Below are 15,431 nucleotides of genomic sequence, written 5' to 3' on the forward strand. Positions count from 1 at the left end.
CGATGGAGTCTGCCTGCCGGCAGGCCCCAGGGGCAATGCTTGCCCGGCGCAAGTCATCGGCTTCGGCCGCACGTTCAAGGAATTGCAGGTATGTCGACTGTTCGAATCGCAATCATCTATCACAGCACGTATGGCCACACTGCCAGGCAGGCTGACGCGGTGCGCGCTGGCGTAGAACGGATTCAAGGTGCGGAAGCGTTTCTCCTGACCACCGAGGAGGCGCCGTCTCGCTGGGACGACCTAGCATTGGCGGAGGGCATCATCTTCGGCTCGCCGACCTATATGGGCAGCGTGTCTGCAGCATTCAAGACTTTTCAGGAAGCGACCTCGAACGCCGTCCTGGCCAAAGACGCATGGAAAGACAAGGTCGCTGCAGGGTTTACAAACTCGGGCGCTCACGCCGGCGACAAGCTTGCCACCTTGATCCAAATCGCGCTGTTTGCCGCCCAGCACGGCATGCACTGGGTCAACCTTGCGCTACCGCCGGCGAACAATTCCACGGCCGGCTCGGACCAGGACTTGAACCGCTTGGGATTCTGGCTCGGTGCAGGGGCGCAATCCAATGTCGATCAGGCGGCCGATATCGTGCCGCCGGAATCGGATCTGGCGACGGCTCGCCATTTGGGTCAACGCGTGGCGGAAGTTGCCATGCAGCTTGTGCGCGGGCGGGCTTGAAGGTTGTCACGTGACGGCAAATGGTTGCGAGGACGTTCACCGGCCAGGCGATGGCGGGATCGTCGCGTTAAGCGTTGCCGTCTCCTGAACCGTCCAGTCTTGCTCCATCGTTACGGTCGGCATGTACGGGCAGGTTCCAGCCAATGATTCGCCCGCAAAATCCTTCAGGGCACCGCCATGGGCGGCAGGTCAAGGTGGCTCGATTTTCCGCCCGGGAAGTTGATTTCAATGCAATTTGTTACCACTCAAATTTGATTTTGGCTTGGGACATGGATTAATTGACATTGGGAACCTACTTTCGTGTGGGATTTCGGATTATCCAATATCTGAAAATATGCAAATGATTAAGATTAGGGCCTCTCGATCCGAAGAAGGTGCGCGCGCGGTTGAAATCTGGCGAGGTGCGGTTGATGCGACGCATGATTTTTTGTCGCCGGAGGACCGCCGCGCGATTGACGAGATGGTGTGCGGTTTTTTGCCACAAGCGCTGCTTTGGCTTGCCGTCGATACCAATGATTATCCATTGGCCTTTATGTTCATCGAGAACGGGCACATGCAGGCGCTATTCGTTGATCCGGCCTGTCGAGGCACTGGGATTGGCGCTGCGCTGGTTCGCCACGGCCTGACGCTTCATCCGACTATGACGACTGACGTTAATGAGCAGAACAGTCAGGCAATGGGCTTCTATGAAAAGATGGGCTTCGAGCGCACGGGCCGTTCATCCGTCGACGATCAAGGCAGGCCGTACCCGCTGATTCATCTTGAATACCAGGGTTGAAGAGGATGGAAACAATTTTGATAAGGCAGGGGACGTAATGATAAAGGTCGGACTGGTAGGTTGGCGCGGCATGGTGGGTTCCATGCTGCTGAAGCGGATGCGCGAAGAGGGGGATTTTTCGAGAATATCGCCGACATATTTCAGCACGTCGGCGGCAGGGCACACGTATCGTGACCCGTTTGGTGTCGAGCACCGCCTGCTCGATGCGAACTCGGTCGAAAGCCTCGGCGAGATGGACATCGTCATCACCTGCCAGGGTGGCGACTACACGAAGGCGGTGTATCCGGTGCTGCGCGCTTCGGGCTGGAGCGGTTTCTGGATCGATGCGGCGTCCGCGAAGCGGATGGATGACGATTCGATCATCGTGCTCGACCCGGTCAATCACGAACAGATCGAGGCCGGCATCGCTGCCGGGGTGCGCAACTACGTTGGCGGCAACTGCTCGATCACGCTCTCGCTCATCGGTCTGACCGGGCTGTTCCGCGCCGGGCTCGTCGAATGGATGAGCATGATGACCTACCAGGCGGCGTCGGGCGCCGGCGCACAGCATGTGAAGGAACTGCTCGGCCAGATGTCGGCCGTCGCCAGGCGCGTCGACGACGATCTTGCCGATCCCGACACGCCGGTGCTCGACGTGCTGGCGAAAGCACACGCGGCGTCCCGCGCGAGCGAATACCCGTTCGAAGCGTTCGGCGCGCCCCTCGCGGGTAGCATCATTCCGTGGATCGACAGCGACCTCGGCAACGGCGTGAGCCGCGAGGAATGGAAGGGCGAAGTCGAGACGAACAAGATCCTCGGGCTGCCGCCGGGCACGATCCGGGTTGACGGACTCTGCGTGCGCGTCGCCGCGCTGCAGAGCCACTCGGCTGCGATCACGCTGAAGCTGAAGGAGAACGTCGAGCTGGATCGTCTCGAAAGGCTGATTCGCGACGCGCACGAGTGGGTCGATTGGGTGCCGAACACCCGGCAGGAAACGATGCAGCGGCTGTCGCCAGCCGCCGTCAGCGGATCGCTGAAGATCGGCGTAGGGAGACTGCGTCGCCTCAACGTCGAGCCGCAGATGTACAGCGTGTTGACCACGGGCGATCAATTGCTATGGGGGGCGGCTGAACCACTGCGGCGCGTGCTGAACATGATTCTGAATGCACAGTAGCTTTACAGCGAGCAGGGCGTTTCAGCGATGGCGGAGCAACGTGAGCTGCCATCGCTCGATCCTTCGGTGGTGGCTTTGTCCTGATACGTGGAAAGACCGACTCGATGCAGGTAGCGTCGACGCGTTTCGTGACTAGAAAGTAGAGAGAAAAACCATGAGTGACATCATCATCGCAGGCGTTTTTATCGGTCTGGTTGCCACGGCGCTGTCGGATTTGTGGGCGGTGTTTCTCGAAAAGACGTTCAAGGTACCGAATTACGGCTTCGATGTCGTGGGGCGCTGGATCGGGCACATGGCACACGGACAATTCTTCCACAAGCCGATTTTCGCGACGCCTCCGATCCCGGGCGAGAAAGCGATCGGCTGGATAGCACATTACGCATTGGGTGCTGCGTTCGGCTTCTTGCCGATCCTGCTCGGTGGCGGCACGGACTGGATTGCCGATCCGACGTGGGCAGTTGCAATCGCAGCAGGTCTACTCACGCTCGCGATACCGTTCTTCATCGTCGTTCCAGCGTTCGGCATGGGTGTCCTGTGCTCGCGCACGCCGGACCCCTGGGCGGCACGTCGGCGGGGCGTAATCGCGCACCTGTACTACGGCATCGCGCTGTACATCGCCGCAATCTTCTTCGCGATGCTGATGCGCTAAGGAAGCTCGATGGTGAAGGAAGCGTTCCTTCTGGTATGGTGCAGTGTGCTTTCCGGCTGCTCCATGAATCGATCACGAGATCGTCTAGCCAGGGACTGATTCGTAAGAGGTGACTGCATTCCATAGCGCTCGTGCTATTGAGTAAGGTTGCAGCACAGGATTGACGATGCGCGCCCTAACTTTCAAGTTGAACGTTACGCCCATGAGTCTCTAACACCACGTAGCGGGTCACGCCCGCAGTTGCGCGCGCAGAGTTTACGGGGACGTACTCGAGGATTCAGCGAGCACCAGCAATATCGGTATCCCGATGCCACGGCTTGGGTAGGCGTACACGCTTTGATTTCTGCCTCGTCCGCGATGGACCGGCTTGTTCCTAGGCATCATCGCACCAAGCCGCGAAACTGCCGCTGCGGAACTCACTCGATGCTGATTCAGTCGGGTGACGTTATCGCAAACACTTGGCGGCGGCAGGCGAGTTCTTATCGATAATCCGATCATACGTGTATCTTGCCGAAACCGAGTTGCGTGAACCAACGACATACGTGCTTAGCTTTGAAAGCGAAGCATCGTCGATGCTGCCAAAGGAAAGAAAAACTATTGATACGGATGTGAATATCGTGAACAAAGTCAGCGACAACCTGCTTTTCCCGGCTGCGTGGCATGCCTATTTTTTAGACGGCGGCATGGAGCGGCAGACCGTTGGCGAATCGCGTGCAGATGTCTTTCGCCTGCGTCGCCAGAGCGGTGCCGAGGTATTCGTCAAATCCGAGCGTGCCGACTCGCTGAGCGAGTTGCCGCAAGAGATTGCGCGACTGCGCTGGATGCGGCAGGTGGGTTTGCCATGCCCGCAGGTGCTGGAAGCCACGACCGAGAACGGCCGTCATTGGTTGCTGATGACTGCCGTTGCCGGACGCGATTTGGCCAGTGCTGCGAACTTGGCGCCTGCACAGATCGTTCAAATCATCGCGCAGGCTTTGCGTAGCCTGCATGCGATACCGTGGGAGCGGTGTCCGTTCGATCACCGGCCAGGGCAGCGCGTGATCGATGCGCGGGCGCGGGTGGAGGCGCAGGTAGTCGATGAAGCCAATTTCGACAACGAACGACTGGGTCGTACTGCGGCCGATGTATTTGCCGAGTTGCTGTCGAGCACGCCGGATACCGTCGATGCGGTCGTGGTTCATGGAGACGCCTGCTTGCCCAACTTGATGGCTGATGGCTCGACGTTCTCTGGCTTCATTGATTGCGGCAGGCTAGGTGTCAGCGACCGCTACCAAGACTTGGCGCTCGCCACGCGCAGCATCACGCGAAACCTGGGACAACAATGGGTAGCACCATTCTTTGATGTCTACGGTGTAGTACCTGACATGCGGCGCATAAGGTTCTACAACCTGCTGGACGAGTTTTTCTAAAGCTGGGCGATGCACGCTGGTCGCCACTGTCAGCGGACCGGTAATATGAGACGGGGCGGGCGGTATATTCGGAATCCCGCAACTTCTGAATGACATTCATGAGACACAACCCGCTGCGCGTCGTCGTGGTCGGCGGAGGCATTATTGGTGCATCCACCGCATGGCATCTTGTGCGATCGGGCGCAGAGGTCACAGTGCTGGAACGGCAGGCGGCGCCCGCAGGCGGCGCGACTCACTGGTCGTTCGGCTGGGTGGGTACCGGCAGCGTGCTTCCGTCCGAAAACCCCTCTCGGTTCTCCCGCACGCTCGGAGCGCTCCCGGAGTTCGCCCGGCTGGAGTGTGAGTTGGGCCCGTTGCCGGTGACGACGCGTGGGGCACTTGTCTGGCTGGACACGGATGCGCAGACGGCTGCATTGATCGACGAGCAGCGTGCAGCGGGCGTGCGAATGGAAGCGTTGGGGCGTCGAGAGGTGGCCCGAATGGAGCCGCGTCTTGCACGACTTCCCGAGTTGATCGCATGGGCACCGGACGATTTCGTGGTCGAGCCGATCGACTTGACGCATCAGTTGCTGGCCGGTGCGCAGGCCGCCGGCGCGCGGGTTCGGTGCGCTTGCGCAGTCGGAACGGTAGAAACGCGCAACGGGCACACAGTCGGCGTACGCACCTCGCATGGGTTTGTGCCGGCGGATGTCGTCGTCCTGGCGAATGCAGCTTCCGCGGTTGCCATCGCAGCGGGTCTGGACGTGTCCTTGCCTGTTCGCGAGGAACCGGCGGTGTTGATGCGTTTCGCTGCCGAGCCGGGTCTCATCAGCCACTTGCTCTACGGGCAGGATCTTGAAGTGCGTGTCGGCCCATCGGGCAGTCTGCTGTCAGCCGCGGATCCGCCGGAAGAGGGTGACAGCGGGCTTGCAGCCCTCGCTGAGCGTACGGCCTCAGACATTTCTGCACTGTTTGCCGATCCGCCGGCTCTCACGCCGCTCTCCGCGAAGTCGGTGCTTCGCCCAATGACGAACGACGGGGCGCCAGTCAACGGGTTCTTGCCGGGTGTTGCAGGCGTCTATGCCGTCGTCGCTCATCCCGGCGTGATCCTCGCGCCCCAGCTTGGCCGATTGACCGCGAGCGCGATCGTGGGCGCGTAATCCGACGCTGGCGGGCGGAGCGGCGATCGCAGAGCGGAGACGGACGCATTCTTCATATCCCGTTCTATTCGCCGACTTCTGCAAAAAACCTAACGGTACCGTGATGCCGTTGCTCTTGGGTCGGTGCTGGATTCGTACGCCGGATGAGTGCGGGACGCACATCGGGATATCAGCCACTATCTGATGCCCGAAAATTGCATAGGACCGCATCAGTCCAATGACGGACTGACGCCAGCCATTGAGGAAGAAAAATCAACGCATTGTCCGGGATTGGGTCACCACTACGATCAGATGTCCCTGTTTGATATTTGCGAAGGTCAGACCGGCCGGGTAGTTTCGCCTCGAAACTGACGGGGTTGTACCCCGCTGTATCGCTTGAATGCGATCGAGAATGCCGCTTCAGACTGGTAGCCCACCTGCCATGCGATCTTGCCGACCGAAAGCGGGGTGCCCGTCAGAAGCCGTGAGGCTTCCTGCATGCGAAAGCGCGTGACATAGCTGAAGATACCTTCGCCCAACTCGTGTTGTGCCGCAGCGATCAACCGCGAACGCGATGTTCCGGCCGCGATCGCAAGCATCTCCAGTGTCCAAGGGCGGGATATGTCGCGATGAAACTCGCGTAAGGCCGTTGTTACTCGGGAATGGTCCGGCAGCGATACCCATGCCGGCAACTGAGGGGTATGCGACGCGATGTAGTGCCGAATGATGTCGATCACGATCAGTTCGGCCTGACGCGTTGCCACCGAGCGAAATCCTGGGCGCTGCCACGTCAGTTCTTCTCGAATGGCGTCAGTCGCGCGACACAGCCACACCGGCAACTCGTCAAAGTTCAACAGCAACACGTCGGGCAAAGCATCGAATAGCGAGGTGCTCACGCCTTTTGCTGGCGCCATGCCGATGAAAAATGTCGACGTCACGCCTTTGTCCGGCGACTCGCCGAACGCGATTGTCTGGAAGCGATCGACATTGGCGGGATTGCGCAAATCGACAGGCTGGTTGGGGCGGGTGAATAGGGCGTCCTGAACGATGTGTTCCCGTGCACGCAGGATCAGGCATACGCTTTTGTCGTGCAGGGTATTCCTCTGGCCAGACCGCGTCATGAACAGGTTGCACGTCGCACCGGTAAACACATACAGCGTAACCGGCCATACGTCGCCGGGCATATGTACGGCCCACGGGCCGCTCGATTGTGCGTGACCCGCCTCGATTTCGGCGAAGCGGCAAGTATCGAGCGCAGCAGTTATCGGGTCCATTTACCGTACTCCATTCATCCCAGCATGTCGTCGGACACCGGTTTCCGTACCGGGCCTTGTGCCACAAGGGAAACACTGCGGGCCGCCGCGCGCAATCCGGAAATGCCTCGATGCGCTGCAACCGCCGCCACGGCAGCGGCGCGCCGTGATGGTGCTCTCGCAAAAGGAAACGAGTCCTTCGGATGGGAGCGGAAAACCATACTCCCACCAGACCGATGTGCAGACGCTTCGGGCACTGGAGACGCCAGGCCGATGCCGGCAACGCACGACGGATTGCCTACCCTTTCCGGATAATCAGATGCGCCCTCTCGACACCCCCGATCTCAAGTCGGCCGCCTTTCTCGCGGACCGGTACCCGACCTACCGCACGCTGCAAAGCGACTTTCACCATTTCGAAATCGACATCAACGGCGAGCGTTGCATCGTCCTGACGCGATACAGCGATGTCGACGAGGTGTTGCGCAACCCGCTGGCGACCGTCCAGCAGGCGCCCGGCATGTTTCCCGAGCGCATCGGCACGGGCGCTGCGGCACGTTTCTATCGCGAATCGCTGCCGAACATCGATGCGCCCGATCACACGCGCATCCGCCGTATCGTGACCCCGGCGTTCAATCCGAAAACCGTCGCGAACATGCGGGGCTGGGTCGAAAAAGTCATTCTCGACCATCTGGACAAGCTCGAAGGCGAAACCGAGATCGATTTCGTGTCCGACTTCGCGGATCCGGTTCCGGCTGAAATCGCTTGCCGGCTACTGCACGTGCCGCTTTCCGATGCCGGCGAACTCTTCGCGCGGCAGCACGGCCTGAACGCGGTACTGAGCGTGTCGGACATCACACCGGAGCGGCTGGCCGAAGCAGATGCGTCCGCAACCTTCTATTACGAATACATGGACGACGTGCTCGACGCGCTCAAAGGCAAGCTTCCGGAGGACGACTTCGTCGGCGCATTGATCGCGGCAGAAGGCGCGGACAACGGCCTGACGCGTTCCGAACTGGTCACGACCCTGATCGGCTTCCTTGTCGCCAGCTATCACACGACCAAGGTAGCGATGACCAACACGGTGCTGGCGCTCCTGAATCACGAAAGCGAGAAGGCTCGCCTGATGGCTCAACCCGACCTCGCCCGCGCGGCCTGGGAAGAGTCGTTGCGCTACGATGCCCCCGTGCATTTCGTGCACCGCTACGCGTCAGAGACGATCGTGGTCGGCGGCACGACCGTCGGGAAAGGCACGCGCCTGCTGCTCGGGCTTCATGCGGCAAATCGTGACGAAACGCGCTTCCCGGATGCCGGCCGCTTCGTTATCGACCGCTCCGACAATCGCCACCTCGCGTTCGCAGGCGGTGGCCACTTCTGTCTGGGATCCCAGCTCTCCCGCCTCGAGGGCGATGTTCTGCTGCGCACGATCTTCCAGCGTTTCCCCGGGATGCGTCTGACGGAAACACGCTTCGAACGCGTGCCGGATCTGACGTTCCCGATGCTGCTTCGCATGGCGGTTTCGCTTCGTGTCAATGCGGGGTGATCGCTCATGAGTCAGGTCACTGTCGAGATAACGGGCGATATGTGCTGCGGCTTCGGCAACTGCGCGAGCGTGTGTCCTCAAGTGTTCGTGCTCGACTACGACACGAACCGCGCGCAACTGGTGCCCGATGCACCGGTGGACGCCTATGCTGCCCGAGTCGCGCAGGCCGCGAGCGAATGCCCGACGCAGGCCATTTTTTTCAGTCAATTCGACGACGAAGCGTGGAAATCACATGCGTGACCAAAGCATACGGAGCGTGATAGACGAGTGGCGGCCGCTGCGCCTCGTGGATCGTTATCGGCTCGCCGAGAATATCTTTGCAGTGACGCTCGCGAGCGAGAGCGGTATGCCGCTTTCCGAGATTGCACCGGGTGACCACATAGAGGTTCAAGTGCCAGGAGGCGTGCGCGCCTATTCACTGTGCAACTCTCCCGGCGCTCGAGATCACTATCTGCTGGCCATTCACCATTCGACCTCGCGTGGTGGAGCGCATTACCTGTGCGACACATGCAGGGTCGGCGACACCGTGCAGGTGCGTGGCCCCGGCAATTGCTTCGCATTGTCGCCGATGCATCGACGCGTCGTGTTGATCGCGGGGGGGATCGGCATCACGCCGATCATCTCGATGGCGGAGCATCTGGCACTGCGGGGCATTGATTTCGACATGCATTACAGCGCGAGTAGCCGTTCGGCGGCGGCGTTCGTGGACCGGCTTGACGGCAGTGCGTACCGGGATCGGGTTCGCTATCACTTTCGGGACGATCCGCGATGTGAACGGCTGGATCTCGAAGCGCTCTTCAAAAGCCTCGATGCCACCCGGAACGTCTACCTGTGCGGGCCGAACGCCATGCTGGCCGAGGCCATGACATTGAGCGAGCGATATTCGCTGTCAGATCGTCTGCATTGCGAACGTTTCGGTGCGAGTCGGCCCGTATCGGATGTGTCAGCGCCGAACGGCGACTTCGACGTATGGGCGGCCCGAAGCGGCCGGCGCGTCGAAGTGCCGGCGGATTGCTCGATTGCCGCCGCCTTGACCCGGGCCGGCATCGACGTGCCGCTTTCCTGTGAGCAAGGCGTCTGCGGCATGTGCATGACGCGGGTACTGGATGGCATCCCGGATCACCGCGACGCGGTGCTTTCGGATGCGGAGCGAGCAGCGAACGACGTCATCCTGCCCTGTGTTTCGCGCGCGAAGTCGGCCTCTATCACGCTGGATTTGTGAGGCGGCCTTCGCTGCTTCGCATACCGAATACGCCGATTGTTCTGGTCCCTGCGGGGACGCACCACAAAACACTCAGGAGAGAAGATGAGACTTGCCATGTTTCGCGAAGGCGGCACAGACCGCATTGGCGTGGTCGAGGCGGACACGATCATCGACGTGACCGCCGGATTGCCGGCGCTATCGACGGAACTCGCGGACTGGTTGCCGGGGCTCGCGACCTCCTGGCGCATGCTCGCGCTGCTGGCACGCGAATCCACAGCGCGCTTGCCGTTGTCGGCTGTCCGCCTTTTGCCGCCGGTACGGCGACCGTCGACGTTTCTGGCGATCGGTGGCAACTACGCGTCACACATCCGCGAAATCGCTCATCTGAACGTGAGTGTGGGGGAGCATCAGATCTGGTTCAACAAGCAGGTCTCGTGCATCACCGGGCCGTTTGACGAGCTCATCGTTCCGGCAGGCATGTCGACGCTCGACTACGAAGTCGAACTGGCGGTGATCATCGGCCGGCGCTGCCGTAACGTTTCGGCACGGGATGCCGTGCATTGCATCGCCGGATATACGGTCTGCAACGACGCCAGTATCCGCGAACGGCACAGCCGCAGCCCGACCATCACGCTTGCGAAATCGTTCGACTCGCTCGGCCCGCTCGGCCCATGGATGGTGACGGCAGACGAGATCCCCGACCCGCACGTGCTTCAGGTCCGCACATGGGTAAACGGCGAATTGCGGCAAGACGGTAATACGGCGGAAATGCGCTTCAACATTTTCGAGCAGATCGAAGAACTCAGCAGCGCCATGACCCTGGAACCAGGAGACGTACTTGCCACGGGCACGCCGGCCGGTATCGGTGCCGCGCGCCAGCCCCCGTTGTTTCTTTCACCCGGCGACGTCGTGCGCATGCAGATCGAAGGTATCGGGGAAATCGAGAACCGGGTGAGCGACGCGCTTCCTGCGCGCACCTGATCGGCGGCGTCGTGTGCCAAATCGCAGTCATGCGCCGGACGGGATCAGTCATTTAAATTAGGATTACAGATCATGCTGTGTATCACATTCGACAATTTTGGCAATGCGGCTGGCGATTCGCTGCCGTGGGACTGCCCGACCGATGTCCCCCCGATTGAATGGGCCGCCTACAACAGAATCGGTCTGGAGCTGGGCCATCCGCGGATCCTCAAGCTTCTGGACGACCTGCAAATTCGCTGCACGTACTTTGCGGAAGGGTATGCCGCCGTTTTGCATCCGGACGAGATGAGGATCTGGCATGCCGCAGGCCATGAGCTCGCCATGCATGGCTGGAAACACGAAATCTGGTCGCGCATTGCGTCGCGCGAAGAAGAGGATCGCCTTGTCGGACTGGCCGTGGAGCGCATTCGCGCCGTAACCGGGGAGGCGCCGACAGGCTTTCGGCCCCCGGGGCTCGCCATCAATCCGTGGACGGACGACGTCCTCGCGGCTCACGGCATCCAGTATGTCTCCCGGTTCCTGCCGCGTTCCGGCCCGGGAGCGCATGGCGATGATGCGACGGCAACGGCCACGAGCCGGCTCGATGTCCTGCCCACCGATCCGGCACTGATCGACGGCGCCTTGATCCACCCGCGGTTCGGCGGAATTTTTGGTGCGCTCGATGCGGCGGTTGCCTACGACAAGCTTTATCGGCTGGCCGTTGCACATGAGCGCATGCGCCCGGACGAACCTTGGGTGCTGGTCGTCCATCCGCTCACATCGGGCAACCGGGCGTGGTTCGGGTTCGAGGACTTCATGCGGCGTCTTGCCGGTGAGTTCGGCGCATCCCGCTTCTGCCTCGCGAAAGACGCGGCATTACCGAAGCTGCGCGCCAGCACGAGCATCCGTTGATGCCGGAGTCGCCGTCGCACGCCGATCGGCTCACTCCCCGCACTACGCACGTCTGGCATGGCCATGACGGACGCATTTCGAATAACAGAAAACACGAAAACAGGAGACAAACCATGAGGCAATTCATCTTTCTCGGACTCTTTCTCTGGGCACTCTCGCGCGGTGCGATGGGGGCACAGGGTGTGACCTATGGCGGTCCGGTCGGCGGTACCGACATCCAGAACGCCTACCTCCCTCCGACGCCGGGACTTTATGGATCGTTCATTGGAGTCGGGGCGTATGGAGACCAGTTTTATGACAACTCGGGAAAGAGTTCCGTGACGTCGGTCAGGATGCCCGGTGGGATTGCCGAGTTCGGTTTGCTTTACGTCTATCCCTTCAAGCTGTTCGGCGGAACGTTGGGTAGCTCCGTCGCCACCGGGTACGGGTGGGGCAATATTACAGTCAATGGCAGGCGCCAGAATTTCAAGGGCGTCAACGACATCTATACCGATGTCCTGACGTGGAGCAAGCACCTCGGATCGTTTGACGGGGGCTTGCCGCGAGGGTTGACCGTGAAGCTCGGCTATTCGATGGTGATCCCGACCGGGAAATACAACACCACCGATCTGTATACGACCGGACAGAACACGTACTACTACATTCCGAATGCGGCACTCACTTATCTGACCGGACCCAACATCCTGGGTGACGGCACCGAGTTCAGTGTGCATTTCTTTCTGGATGTCGCGGGAAAGAACTCCGCGACCCAGTACAAGAATGGCGTGGTGGCGGATGTCGATGTAGCGATCAGTGAAGTCATCGGCAGATGGCAGGCAGGCGTGGCAGGCTATTACGCACGGCAATTTACCGACGATAGGATGAACGGGCAGCCTGTCCCGAGCGGAAACCGGTTTGCGAGTGCGGCTGTTGGCCCCGTCGTTGCGTATAACATTCCCGAGTGCAAGTGCAGCGTCAAGTTCAAGGCACAGTTCTCCGTATTCACACGAAACTCGCTCGCTCCCAACGCCGCCTATCTGTTTTTCAGTAAAGCATTCAATTAATCGGTGCGGCGCCGGCCTCTCTCCGCCATCGATATGTTTCGGCGAAGTCCGGCCAAGCGAGCGCGGTTCACGCGGTCTGCCGAAACGTTCGCGCCGTCGGGGCCGAACTCCGTCGGCGGCCGTCAGACGGAGACGCTTGCGGTTACGCTATCTCGGTTTCATTGCAACATCCCTCGCGGCTACGCAGCCTCGAGCGTGTTTCATCGACGAGTTGAATTCGCATCCGTAGCCGGCCATCGAATCGTCATAGATAAGCGCTCCTTCGTCGGCCATAGCCGGCCGTCGCGCCGAGCTCGCTGAATCGGTGCTTCGATGGCTGGCGGTTGAACCAAGCGTGGGTAGGCGGCATCACGCTTGTCGCCACTGGTGAGGGTTGGCTGTTTCTGGCGACGAAACTCGATCTGGCCGGTCGGCGTATCGTCGGATCTCTGAGCGAATCAACGCGGATCCAACCGCTACACAGTACATCCTGGCAGCGCAAGCCCGCGCCTGGACTGCCGCTGCATTTGGACGGGGCAGTCGATACGCCAGTCGGGCACATCGGAATCTGACGTGCCGTACGTGACAACGAGGCAGGGTCAGCGTTGCACACTGCATGCTTTGGGTTTTCGGCGTGCGGGCTCAGCCAAGTGAGCAACCGGACGGCTCCACGAGCCAGCTAATCAACGCTCGAACTTTCGGTGGAAGGAGCCGATTCGGCGGATACAGGAGCCAGACAGGCCCGCTGTAGGCACGCGGCTCGAATAGCCATTCGGGCAGTATGTGTACCAGTGTGCCGGCGCGGAGATCGTCCCCTATGGCAAACTCCGGCAGGCTTGCCACGCCCCAATCCTCCAATGCAGCCTCACGCCGTGCATTCACATCATTCGCTATATAGCGTCCTTTGACTTCGACGGTCTCTACTTGGTTGCCTTGCCGGAATGTCCACCGGTTGTCGTCCGGTGTGTCTCCGATATATAGACAATTGTGCTGCGCAAGATCGTTTGGAACGACGGGCATGCCTCGTGCACGCAGATAGCCGGGAGAGGCGCACGGCATCCATCGTACCGTGCCGAGTTGTCTTGCAACGAGGCCTTGTGGCGGTTTCGGGGTGGGCCGCACGACGAGATCGACGTGATCACGTATCGGATCTAAATCGCGGTCGTCGAATACGACCCTTACCTCTACTTCCGGGTAGGTCCGCAAGAATCCTGGAATCCTCGGATGAATCAGGCTCTTCGCGATCGAAATCGGCGCACCGATGCTGACCCGGCCGCGCGGCTGCGCGGTTAGCAGGCTTGCCGCATCGACGGCCCCGGACGCTGCATCCATCATGTCCCTGCAGTGGCGATAGATTTGCATGCCGGACTCCGTTAGCCGGATGCGTCGGGTCGTGCGTTCGAACAATCTCACTCCCAGAGCTCGTTCAAGCCGCTGCACTTGACGGCTGACTGTCGAAGGTGTCGTGCCAAGCGGCCGCGCGGCTGACGAGAAGTTACCGGCCTCGACTACCTGTGCGAAGGTTGCGAGATCCGGCAACAACGGGAGAAGTTCGGTCGGTGTCATGGGTGTATCAAGGCTAGGCTGGATATCCGATCTATTTATGCGCGACACGCACAAAACTTGTGCTCTTCGACCGGATTATCACTGTCAGTGCACTATTGGACAATGCGAATCTTTCATATGGGAGGTTCGTCATGCGCTTCCGATTTAGCACATCTACCGATCTGTTGCTCCTTGTCGTGGCCTTTATCTGGGGCACGAGCTATGCCGTGGTGAAAAGCGCATTGGTCGTCTACCCGGTGTTGGGCCTTCTCGCGTTGCGCTTCGGCATTACGTTTGTTCTGCTGTCGCCATCCCTGTGGTCGATACGCGGATTGTCACTTTCTCAGTGGGGCAGAATCGTAGGCGCCGGGTGTGTATTGCTCGGGATTTTCCTGGCCGAGACGTTCGGTGTGAGGATAACGAGCGCGTCGAACGCTGCGTTTCTGATCAGCCTGTGCGTGGTGATGACGCCGCTGGTTGAATGGGCATGGCTCAGACGCACGCCGCGCGGTGTCGAGTGGGCGGCAACCGGACTTTCCGTACTGGGCGCCTTTCTGCTTGGGGGCGGCCGATTCCATTTCACACCTGGGGATGCGCTGGTGGTACTTGCCGCACTGTTACGCGCGATCAACGTGTGCGCAACGAAGCGCGTCATGCAGGATAAGGCCGTTTCTCCGCTGGCAATGACTGCCGTGCAATCCGGCGTCGTGTCGTTTGGCTGCGCCGTGCTTGCTCTGAGCGTCGCGAGGTCAGAATGGCAGCCCTTACCTGCATTCGCCGGGAATGAGCATTTTTGGATGATCATCATCTATCTGGTCGCGGGCTGCACGTTGTTCGCGTTCTTCGTGCAGAACTACGCGGTCAGCCGTAGCACCCCGACACGCGTCGCACTATTGATGGGTAGCGAGCCTGTTTTTGGCGCTTTGTTCGCGTGTGCATGGCTTGGAGAACGGGTATCCGTGCTTGCATCGATCGGCGGTGGGCTGATCGTTCTCGCATCCGTGCTGGCGTCGATTAACGGAAGGGATTGCAGCAACCGGGATGTCGTTTCGGAAGTTGAAGAGCCGAAACGGCTGGCCATCTAACGTACGAACGTCGAGAAAGCCAGGTACTGATACGTCAACTGTGGTGTCGGATGAAGAAGCCGTCGCGAGATCCGTCGAGGGTGGGGCGACACGCGCTGAGAGGCCGTTCGAGCATACGTGTGCGTTCG

Annotated in this window: 15 protein-coding genes; 13 read left to right on the top strand and 2 right to left on the bottom strand. The window is 60.4% G+C overall.

Annotated elements, in window-relative coordinates; all coding sequences use genetic code 11:
- Positions 1-90: 90 nt before the first annotated feature.
- The 6 genes from C5O79_RS05330 to C5O79_RS05355 all read left to right on the top strand — a co-directional run bounded on the left by C5O79_RS05330 (position 91) and on the right by C5O79_RS05355 (position 5,803).
- A complete protein-coding gene (locus tag C5O79_RS05330; protein ID WP_047853369.1) occupies positions 91-675 on the top strand; it encodes a flavodoxin family protein in 585 nt (194 codons plus the stop codon).
- A 340-nt stretch (positions 676-1,015) separates the two neighbouring features.
- Positions 1,016-1,453 carry an acetyltransferase gene (locus C5O79_RS05335; RefSeq protein ID WP_047853370.1) on the top strand — a complete coding sequence of 146 codons (438 nt, stop codon included), beginning with the start codon at positions 1,016-1,018 and terminating at the stop codon, positions 1,451-1,453.
- A gap of 40 nt (positions 1,454-1,493) precedes the next feature.
- A complete protein-coding gene (gene asd, locus C5O79_RS05340; RefSeq protein WP_205746226.1) occupies positions 1,494-2,606 on the top strand; it encodes an aspartate-semialdehyde dehydrogenase in 1,113 nt (370 codons plus the stop codon).
- A gap of 154 nt (positions 2,607-2,760) precedes the next feature.
- On the top strand, positions 2,761-3,255 hold the full coding sequence (locus C5O79_RS05345) for a DUF2938 family protein (protein ID WP_047853372.1): 495 nt from the start codon (positions 2,761-2,763) through the stop codon (positions 3,253-3,255).
- Between the two features lie 500 nt (positions 3,256-3,755).
- Positions 3,756-4,664: an APH(3')-II family aminoglycoside O-phosphotransferase gene (locus C5O79_RS05350; RefSeq protein ID WP_236862415.1), complete on the top strand. Its 909-nt coding sequence runs from the start codon at positions 3,756-3,758 to the stop codon at positions 4,662-4,664.
- Between the two features lie 98 nt (positions 4,665-4,762).
- Complete coding sequence (locus C5O79_RS05355) at positions 4,763-5,803, top strand: FAD-binding oxidoreductase (protein ID WP_047853732.1); 1,041 nt, start codon at positions 4,763-4,765, stop codon at positions 5,801-5,803.
- 317 nt (positions 5,804-6,120) lie between these two features.
- On the opposite strand, the gene C5O79_RS05360 is transcribed toward C5O79_RS05355, so the two are convergent.
- Positions 6,121-7,056 carry an AraC family transcriptional regulator gene (locus C5O79_RS05360; protein WP_053060355.1) on the bottom strand — a complete coding sequence of 312 codons (936 nt, stop codon included), beginning with the start codon at positions 7,054-7,056 and terminating at the stop codon, positions 6,121-6,123.
- A gap of 217 nt (positions 7,057-7,273) precedes the next feature.
- On the opposite strand from C5O79_RS05360, the gene C5O79_RS05365 reads away from it, so the two are divergent.
- From C5O79_RS05365 to C5O79_RS05390, 6 genes are all read left to right on the top strand, one after another.
- The gene (locus C5O79_RS05365) at positions 7,274-8,575 is read left to right on the top strand and encodes a cytochrome P450 (protein WP_205746223.1); all 1,302 of its coding nucleotides are present in this window, start codon (positions 7,274-7,276) and stop codon (positions 8,573-8,575) included.
- 6 nt (positions 8,576-8,581) lie between these two features.
- Positions 8,582-8,815, top strand: coding sequence for a ferredoxin (locus C5O79_RS05370; protein WP_047853374.1), 234 nt, complete (start codon positions 8,582-8,584; stop codon positions 8,813-8,815).
- Positions 8,808-9,797: a PDR/VanB family oxidoreductase gene (locus C5O79_RS05375; protein ID WP_047853375.1), complete on the top strand. Its 990-nt coding sequence runs from the start codon at positions 8,808-8,810 to the stop codon at positions 9,795-9,797. The genes C5O79_RS05370 and C5O79_RS05375 overlap by 8 nt, the downstream gene beginning before the upstream one ends.
- Before the next feature lie 84 nt (positions 9,798-9,881).
- On the top strand, positions 9,882-10,760 hold the full coding sequence (locus tag C5O79_RS05380) for a fumarylacetoacetate hydrolase family protein (RefSeq protein ID WP_047853376.1): 879 nt from the start codon (positions 9,882-9,884) through the stop codon (positions 10,758-10,760).
- A gap of 72 nt (positions 10,761-10,832) precedes the next feature.
- Positions 10,833-11,651, top strand: a complete 819-nt coding sequence (locus C5O79_RS05385; RefSeq protein WP_053060357.1) for a polysaccharide deacetylase family protein — start codon at positions 10,833-10,835, stop codon at positions 11,649-11,651.
- Positions 11,652-11,764: 113 nt separating this feature from the next.
- Positions 11,765-12,694: a transporter gene (locus C5O79_RS05390; RefSeq protein WP_047853377.1), complete on the top strand. Its 930-nt coding sequence runs from the start codon at positions 11,765-11,767 to the stop codon at positions 12,692-12,694.
- A 621-nt stretch (positions 12,695-13,315) separates the two neighbouring features.
- Here the strand turns inward: C5O79_RS05390 and C5O79_RS05395 are convergent.
- The gene (locus tag C5O79_RS05395) at positions 13,316-14,239 is read right to left on the bottom strand and encodes a LysR family transcriptional regulator (protein WP_081421353.1); all 924 of its coding nucleotides are present in this window, start codon (positions 14,237-14,239) and stop codon (positions 13,316-13,318) included.
- Positions 14,240-14,370: 131 nt separating this feature from the next.
- On the opposite strand from C5O79_RS05395, the gene C5O79_RS05400 reads away from it, so the two are divergent.
- Positions 14,371-15,303, top strand: coding sequence for a DMT family transporter (locus C5O79_RS05400; RefSeq protein ID WP_122478966.1), 933 nt, complete (start codon positions 14,371-14,373; stop codon positions 15,301-15,303).
- The last annotated feature ends 128 nt before the right edge of the window (positions 15,304-15,431 follow it).

This window comes from Burkholderia sp. SRS-25, assembly GCF_004343765.1.
GTDB classification, from domain to species: Bacteria; Pseudomonadota; Gammaproteobacteria; order Burkholderiales; family Burkholderiaceae; genus Burkholderia; species Burkholderia contaminans.